The sequence below is a fragment of the uncultured Subdoligranulum sp. genome (assembly GCF_937890665.1).
Window position 1 is genome coordinate 1 of record NZ_CALADU010000231.1, and the last position, 7,859, is coordinate 7,859.

8 protein-coding genes and 1 pseudogene are annotated in these 7,859 nt (G+C 47.3%); 1 reads left to right on the forward strand and 8 read right to left on the reverse strand.

All coding sequences use genetic code 11. From position 1 onward, the window contains the following. Nucleotides 1-357 precede the first annotated feature (357 nt). From Q0526_RS13110 to Q0526_RS13120, 3 genes are all read right to left on the reverse strand, one after another. Nucleotides 358-636: a hypothetical protein gene (locus tag Q0526_RS13110; protein WP_298734385.1), complete on the reverse strand. Its 279-nt coding sequence runs from the start codon at nucleotides 634-636 to the stop codon at nucleotides 358-360. Nucleotides 637-1,051: 415 nt separating this feature from the next. After that, complete coding sequence (locus tag Q0526_RS13115) at nucleotides 1,052-1,285, reverse strand: hypothetical protein (protein WP_298734387.1); 234 nt, start codon at nucleotides 1,283-1,285, stop codon at nucleotides 1,052-1,054. 178 nt (nucleotides 1,286-1,463) lie between these two features. After that, the gene (locus tag Q0526_RS13120) at nucleotides 1,464-1,817 is read right to left on the reverse strand and encodes a site-specific integrase (RefSeq protein ID WP_298734389.1); all 354 of its coding nucleotides are present in this window, start codon (nucleotides 1,815-1,817) and stop codon (nucleotides 1,464-1,466) included. An 832-nt stretch (nucleotides 1,818-2,649) separates the two neighbouring features. Between Q0526_RS13120 and Q0526_RS13125 the strand changes: the two genes are divergently transcribed. Continuing rightward, nucleotides 2,650-3,444 (forward strand): hypothetical protein, encoded by a 795-nt coding sequence (locus tag Q0526_RS13125; protein WP_298734392.1) that lies wholly within the window; start codon nucleotides 2,650-2,652, stop codon nucleotides 3,442-3,444. A 27-nt stretch (nucleotides 3,445-3,471) separates the two neighbouring features. On the opposite strand, the gene Q0526_RS13130 is transcribed toward Q0526_RS13125, so the two are convergent. The 5 genes and pseudogenes from Q0526_RS13130 to Q0526_RS13150 form a co-directional block, all read right to left on the reverse strand. After that, entirely contained in the window at nucleotides 3,472-4,302 is an 831-nt protein-coding gene (locus tag Q0526_RS13130) for a hypothetical protein (RefSeq protein ID WP_298734396.1), read from the reverse strand. A gap of 175 nt (nucleotides 4,303-4,477) precedes the next feature. After that, entirely contained in the window at nucleotides 4,478-5,086 is a 609-nt protein-coding gene (locus tag Q0526_RS13135; RefSeq protein ID WP_298734399.1) for a hypothetical protein, read from the reverse strand. Nucleotides 5,087-5,681: 595 nt separating this feature from the next. Continuing rightward, the gene (iscB, locus tag Q0526_RS13140; protein WP_298734402.1) at nucleotides 5,682-6,989 is read right to left on the reverse strand and encodes an RNA-guided endonuclease IscB; all 1,308 of its coding nucleotides are present in this window, start codon (nucleotides 6,987-6,989) and stop codon (nucleotides 5,682-5,684) included. A gap of 369 nt (nucleotides 6,990-7,358) precedes the next feature. Continuing rightward, nucleotides 7,359-7,673: a hypothetical protein gene (locus tag Q0526_RS13145; RefSeq protein WP_298734405.1), complete on the reverse strand. Its 315-nt coding sequence runs from the start codon at nucleotides 7,671-7,673 to the stop codon at nucleotides 7,359-7,361. Next, nucleotides 7,663-7,859 (reverse strand): annotated as a pseudogene (locus Q0526_RS13150) (hypothetical protein); the annotation flags it as partial. The pseudogene Q0526_RS13150 and the gene Q0526_RS13145, both read right to left, overlap by 11 nt.

Genomic DNA, 7,859 nt, shown 5'->3' on the forward strand with positions numbered 1-7,859 from the left:
CTCGTTCCGAATGTGTCCAAGTTGGACACAAAGTTTGGGGCAGCGGCTTTGCGGATTCCGAATGTGTCCAAGTTGGACACAAAATCTGGGGCAGCCCGTTTGCGGTTTCCGATGTGTCCAAGTTGGACACAAAGTTTGGGGCAGCTGCTTTGCGGTTTCCGATGTGTCCAAGTTGGACACAAAGTTTGGGGCAGCGGCTTTGCGGATTCCGAATTTGAGCCATTTCCTCAGTCTCAATCCCCCAGATTCACCTCACTGCTAACCCTTGGGAAACCCCTTCTCCGTGTGCTGATTTTTGAGAAATCGCTATCTGACCGTGTCCTGGTTTTTAAGACATCGCTCTCTTTTTCGTATTGATCAAACAGTCACCAGTTCGACAACATAGGTGCTGCACCGGGTACGGAATATTATTCGGCTTTCCTCCTCCCGAAGATATCCGTTGCCAGTATGATAGTAGCCTGCCGGCTCATCAAACCTAAGGAGCAAATACTGTCTACCGGCACAATCTTCTTCCAGCGAAAGCTTCCCCTCCTTGTTGACATAGGCCAGCCGCCATTCACCCCAACCCCGGCCTTCTCTAAGCGGGCTGATCTGTACAAATTTGGCCAGTCCAAATTCCCTTACTACCTTCTGCATCTGCGTTCCCTCCTCCCCACCACTATACCTTGCTTCACCCATCCCAGCAAGCCCGATCTGGAATGAATCCCATGGTTCCTGGGTATGCTTGAAATAGCCCGCTGTGTATGGTACAATATCAGTAGGCAAGAATGAGAAGAGTATCCGCTTGGATACAGCGAAAACCCCCGGAGATTGCAGCTCCGGGGGTTTTCTTTTGCCTTAGTATGAGAGGGACGGCACTACCCCAGGCTGGCTACCAGCTATTCATCTCTGTCCAGCCATTTGCAAATGTAGTAGGCAACTACGCTTGCCATGACGGAGATGAAGAATGAGAAGATTATATCCAACTTGGAACACCCCCCTTCTCTACCTGTTTGGGGGTGGTAGCCTGTCCAGTATACCAAACCGCAGAAAATCTGACAAGAAGCCGTCGTCAAGCCTCCGCTTTGCCATAACTTAGGTAATTGTAGCAGACTGTGTAGTATCGTTCAGGGCCATGCCCCAGGTTTGCCGATACAAAGGCAAGTGCCCCTTTATCGTAGGCTTTGCCTGATCCGTTGCGCAGCTTGTACAGCTCCTCCGTGCCATAGCCACTATCCATCGCATAAGCGTAGCAGCGTGCAGCGTAGTCGGCTCTCCATCCGTGCACATTGGCATGACTCGGCACATCAAACAGGGGCCCCTCCGGGCGGCTCCTGGCAGCCTCCAGGACGATTTGCTCGCCTTTGCCTGGCAGGATAAGGGTATCACGCTCCCGGCCTCCCTTGCCCCTTACATGGGCGTACAGGTGGCCATCCGCTCCTCTATGGAGATCTGAGGCCGTCAGTTGCTTTAGCTCTCGGTCATTACGCAACCCCATAGATCGGCAGGCTTCCGCCAGCTCCGGGTGAGTCCGCCGGATCTCTTTTACCAAGCCGACAAATCTCCTCACCTCTACAATCAAACACCTTTGCAAGAGCGCTCCTTGTTGTGTGCTGTGTACTCGCGCTCTCAAAGGATTTAATATATTCAGCAGCCATCTCCCTGGCTTCCTCCATCGTACAGCGATTAAGCCCCCGATCCGCAAGCCAGGAACCGTACTCCTGCGCTTGCTGCATATAAGTCCGAGCAGTAGCAGCACTATGGATAAACGGCGAGTTCTTTCCTGTTTTTCGTTCAATAGCTCTTTTACCCACACCCAGGCGGATCTTCTCCTCCAAGGCTCGGCACATCCTATACCTTATGTTTTTTGACATCTTGATATCCTCCTCTTTGCGCTCGCAAGGCGTCCCTGAGCGCATACAGCATCCGCTGCAGCTCTGTTTAACGGTCGGCACCGCCTGCTTGATCAGGGTATAAGCTGAGTTTAGGCGCTCAGCCATCGCCACAAAAGTTGCTTAATCAAGCGCGACTTTTTTGTTTTTTGCCCGCCATTTGCGGGCAAAACCGTTTATATGGCACATTCTGTGCCAATATAACCGATTTTGCCTCCCTCACCAGAGAGGCTACATGACCGCCGCTGTTGCAGTCACCATCCTTTTTTTCAGCTTGATTGGAGGATTATTTTTATGGGAAAGGGCAGCCCTCAGAGAAGGCTGCCCTTGAGTTGGCAAAAGAAAAAGGCACGATCGTGCCCTCGTTTGGGCGCAATCGTGCCTTACATGTTTCAATTCGGTCCACGCTCATGGAGTGCAGCCGCCATTAACCGCCAGAAGCGGTCGGGATAATTACAATCGGTACTATCAGTGTACCGCAGGTTCGATGTTATGTCAAGAAAATTGCACATCAATTAGACACCTGCCACCTGTTTTTGCGTCCCACTCTTTAGCGATCTGCAAATCTCTAACCAGCTGGCTTTGCCAGCTTCCCACTCGGCTGAGTGGGACAGGTTTTCCTTATGCTCATTCATCGCCTAAAAAGCCTCTGAAACCAACGCGCCGCAGATGCCGGACAGGAACAGCTTAATCCTTTCCTCCATAATGGCCACCTTCTTTCTTTTGATGGTGGTATGTAGTACAATGGTATGGAAGAAAACTACTTGGAGGGATTTTTATGAAAGCACCCCAAATTCTTGTAGTGGCACTGGTGGCTTGTCTGTGCCTGAGCGCCTGCTCCCAGCAGCCGACAGCCTCCAATTCTACGGCAAGCGGGATCTCCCAATCCGATCTCGAAAGCCAGAGCAGCAACGCAGTCGATGCGTCATCCGTGCCAGAGCAGGAGGCGGAGGATTCCGGCCTTCTCTCGGCTGATGAGATTGCCGGGATCTTCAAAGACCTGGACACCAGATCGGCAGAAATCGTGAACGAATGGTGCCGCCGGGATTATTCGCAAATTCCAATCGATGGCGTTCCGACCCACATACTTGAAAATGCAGTCATCGGCGCCAGTTGGGTAGAAGAAGAGGATGGCAGCTGTGGTTTTGTGCCCGTCTATGGGACTGCGATTTTCGCAAAGGTCACAGAGGAAACCCTGCCTGGATTCCCCTGGAAAAGCACCGATGAGATCTATGATGCCATTACCGACATCTATCTCAAAATTTCCACCAATGACAATCTTTCGGTATTGATTGTAGACGACCCCAACGATCAATTTGGAATTTTTTATCAGTTTGATGATGGGCTGTATTTCCGAACCAGTTATAAAGGTTCAGACCAGGATGCAATCTGGGATTATTCCACGATGGAAATCCTGGAGAACACGCCGGATAAGGTGCAGGTGGAAATGTATAAAATGTATAATGATTCGAACCCACAGTACAGTAGAAGTGGCGGACTACGCACGATTCAGAAAAATACAAACGGAAACTGGGTTATAGCTGGAAAGAAGACAATATTTAGGGAAGAATAAAAAAGAGGGGGGAAACCCCCTCTTTTTTTACTTCGGGAATACTCTCCGCACCGAACCAAAGTTTTTCCAGCGGTTATACTTCATCATGTCGGCAAGAGTTCCCTTTTCATGGATAATGGGATTGTCGACCGGATAAGGGTTATAGACCATGACCTGGTCATACTGAAGGCCATCTCTGCTGGCTCCACGCTTGAGGCCATAGCCGACTACAAAGTGTGTACCATTGACAGCAGTGTTGTTCAGCCAAATAACGACGGGACGGTCTGCCAAGATTTCGTCGAAGATAATTCCCTTTGCGGCAGACCAGCCTGCGATAGCAGTGGTTTCATAGGTGAAGTGGAGCGGACAGGAAGAGTTCTGTGCCCAGTTTGCGTACGGATATCCATCTTTTATCTCCCATACCCCCCAATCGTAGAGATCCTTGGTGGTGATGGAGTTATCTTTTTCCATGATGCGTGCTACGATGGTTGCGGAAACGGCGCTGCATCCAAAGCCCTTAAGTGTGTCCACAGGGAGAATACCCGCACATTCTGTCCAAGTGGAACTCTCTCTCTGCGAAAGATGGGGATCGCCCACATGGGAAACGATGACATCACTAGTGATAGCACCATCGCCAGGCTCCGGCTCCGGCTTCGGGTCGGGATCGGTGCCACCGTCGACCTCAATCACCTCCCAGCACTGCTTCTTCCAGGTCATCGAGCCTTCATCGGCCGGTGTCTTCCAGTAGACATTGCCCCGGCCCTCCTTGCCACCCCGGAGCGCCGCCGAGGTGGAGATGTTGTTGGAGAGTTCTGCGTCGTTCTCTGCCACAGTGGTCGCAGTCAGGCACAGTCCCTTCTGACCCAGGTGAATCTGCAAATCTCTAACCAGCTGGCTTTGCCAGCTTTCCACTTACGAAAGTGGGACAGGTTTTCCTTATGCTCGTTCATCGCCTAAAAAGCAATAACAGAACCCTCCGAGCACAAAATCAAAAACGAAGGGTTCTGTATTACAGGATCATAGCTTACTTTTACTATCTATTTTTAGGGTTTACTTATCCATTATCACTAATTTTTCCTTCATCAGTACAGGTGATAGTAAATGTTCCTTTTTGAGATTGGGCAGGAAATTTAGAGTTATACATAGAATACTTGACCGATGCTTTAGCTGCACCTACACTTACAAAATCTTCAGTATAAGACTCTTCCCATTTTGAAAGCACTGCATCTTTATCAAGATCATGCGAAGCATTCATAGACAAACATGTCACATAACTAAAATTCCCTTGTGTATACCATTTAAAGCTTGCTGTTATGCTAATTGAGCCCCAGCCATTCAGGTGACGAGATCTTGTTGCTGTATCAGTTCCTTCTTTTGACAACATCGCAGTAGCGCTTCTCTCAAAAGTATCTGTAATAATCGTTCCATCCTGCTGTTTATATACATCTACTGTAATCATTCGACCATTTTCTATATAAGTTTCAGATGAAATATGCGCAGCTCCAGCCAATGCAGTATCATCCATATCGATAGAATATATGCCCTCTGAATTTTTCAATTCACCAACACCAGCATCAGCAGCAAATGAGCTAACACTCATACCAAAGGTCAACATAATAGCCGTTCCTACCAAAACAAGAGACTTCATAGTTTTACTTTTCATAACTTTACATCCGTTTATTAATTTATAAGCTATATCCTATACATTTCTTTCCAATAAATATTTTAACACTAAAAAAAAATATATGGATTAAATATGTAATGATACAAGACCAAATGATTTGCTGCATCGCTAAATTATAAGTTAAACTTCGTGCATATAAATTACTTCTTAAAACAACGAATGTAGATAATAAACCATATAAATTTATAATTGGAAAAGTGAATAAGTCCTGACCCAACTTAAATATATTCCAAAATAATCCCAGCCAAACTATCAGTAGTAACAAAAAAAGCACCAACAATAGTATTTCACTATTTTTTGTAATACTGGCCGCAAAAAATAGAGCAACGATCAATAATAGCTCCATACTTATGGCTTTAAATTCCCTTTTGTTTATTGTAAAATTCCGTCGTTCCTTATTTATTGCAAAGGAAGCTAAAATATAAACCAGTTGAACAATATTAATAAGCCAAAAACAATCTTCTAATTCTAAATTCCAACAAAGTATTAGCATAATTGACAAGACTAATAATGTTACAATTTGTAGGTTCTTTTTTTTCATCGCCGATACTGGTAAAGAGAAAATCATCAAAATTTACGCTGCGGAAACCCCTACCTTTAGGCATGGGGAGGAGCAGCGCCTCCTTTCTTCTATTAAATAATTTGTTTCTCTTTCCAATAGAGTCAGTTTTTTGTAACTGATTCCATCTTTTACTTTCGTGCCATCCAGCTTTTTTAACAGAAAACTGCCGCTGGAGCGTCTGCCCCAGATAAAGCACTCCTGTCCCTGGTATCTCACCCTATCAAAGAGGCGGAATCCAAATACTGATCTCGGAGCCTGGTTCGCTTTTCGCACGCCACCCTTCAGGATCGTTGCCTTATGGAGCTGTCTATTGTGCCGGCGCACCGGTTTTATCAGATAGATGACATCGGAGGCATCTGCCAGCGGATGCCCTGCAATGCAGAGTGCATCGACCGTATGGCTTTTATCCATGTGATGCGTTTCCCGCACCAGTTTGGTAATGTAGCCATAGGTTTCTACCACCGGAATTGTCAGTTCACTGCGGAGCCTCAGAATAAGTGTTTTGCGCATTATGCCCATAAAAGCGGCATCCCGCATAGAGTGACCCCGCTTCTTCTTATCCAGAGTGATCTTCCCTTTGTGAAGCAGCTTATGGCAATGCTCACAGAGAGTTATCAGGTTATTGGGTGAATTGCCTCCCGTCTTACGGCTTTCCAGATGATGCACATGGAGCTTGACCCCTTTCTTTGCGGAAGGATGCGCTCCACAGCACTGGCAGGTGTAGTTATCTCTTTTCAAAACATACTGGCGAACATTGTATTCGTCGTACATCTCTCCAAGCTGATAATCTGTACCGACTGGCAGTGGATGACCCTCCAGCATCGCTTTCAGACGGTGAGTATCAAACTCTGCCGTCTCAACGATCACATTGGCGATAGGAAGCAGGGCGCACACTCTTGCGATAGCGGTAATGTGCTCCTGGATCTTCACTTCCACCGAAGGAGCGAGCCAACCCTTGTGCTTGCTCTTTACGCGGTTATCAAATCTTGGTGTGCGGTATCTGGTTTTGCGGTTTCTTCTTGCCTGACGAAACTCTCTGCGGGTGGAAAGCAGCTCCACAACATCGTTTCGTGGCTTGACTTCTGCCGCAAAGAGTTCTTGTTTCTCGGTGGAGGCGCTCAGTCCTATCGTCTTGGAACCAGCATCTACGCCGAGAATGACAGACTGCTTGTAACCGCTGCTGCCGTAGAGCAGCTGGATGGTAAAAGGGGTTCGTTTTCTTACTTTTGCTTTGCCCGAATCCAGAAGATGCCGGGCTTTTGCTGGGATGCATGGCATCAGCGGATGCCCGTGCTTATTCAAAACATAGACCTTTGGCATGAGTTGATGCCTCCTTTCTAAGTGCGGCTAACAGTAAGCCGCTCAGCCTGTTGGCTGTCAGGTATCCGTCCCCAATGTTATCCCGGGGTTTTTGTGTACAGCACTGTCCCTACCCATCGGGACTGTTTAACCATACACCGCAGTGCGGCAGATTCGGATGTATGTCCGCCGGTGCCTATCTATTCCCAGGTAACGGAGTGCTCAGGGCACTGAGGGTAGTCAGCAAGGGCTTTTACCAAGCCCCTGGCTTTAGCCGTGGGGTCACTGACAACTTTCACCTTTATTCTTATTATCGCACAAATTCAACAAAAATAAATAATTTAATTTAAAATATTTTATATTATATCATCAATTTCAATGAGGCAAGGTTTATTCTCTAAAAAATCTTCTAAACCATCTGTGCAAACCTGTATGCTGTTGATTATCCTCTCCTTCATCAGTAATAAGCTGCTGCTGAATGGTGCCAACGTGAAGGGCCTGAGCAGTTTGAGTTGTCTGCTGCACTGCCTGGATAGTCTGTTGGGCTGTAACCAAAGCAGCTGTTGTTTCAGCCAGCCGGTTATTGAGCTGCTGGATCTGCTCGTTTTTCTGATTCAGTTCTTCCCGCAGCAGTTCAATGACTGCATCACTGACCGTATCATTGATACGATTCTGATGTGCTTCATGATACAGTTCATTTTTCAAAAAGCCTTGTTCTTTTATTTTTCTGGATTGGGATACCAGTGCGGAGTGAGATCGCATCGATGGGATAGGTGATATAGCTGTCGTTGTATGCCTCCAAAGCAGCCAGCACATCATCTTCTGTGAAAGCATCCCCCTTGCTATTCAGCAAGGGAATGAGGCCGTAGGCATCCGCCTCAAGATTGTCCC

What these genes read in the sequence shown, in the direction of transcription:
- Q0526_RS13110 (WP_298734385.1), bottom strand. Translation starts at nt 636, where the DNA reads ATGCAGAAGGTAGTAAGGGAATTTGGACTGGCCAAATTTGTACAGATC.
- Q0526_RS13125 (WP_298734392.1), top strand. Translation starts at nt 2,650, where the DNA reads ATGAAAGCACCCCAAATTCTTGTAGTGGCACTGGTGGCTTGTCTGTGC.
- Q0526_RS13135 (WP_298734399.1), bottom strand. Translation starts at nt 5,086, where the DNA reads ATGAAAAGTAAAACTATGAAGTCTCTTGTTTTGGTAGGAACGGCTATT.
- iscB (WP_298734402.1), bottom strand. Translation starts at nt 6,989, where the DNA reads ATGCCAAAGGTCTATGTTTTGAATAAGCACGGGCATCCGCTGATGCCA.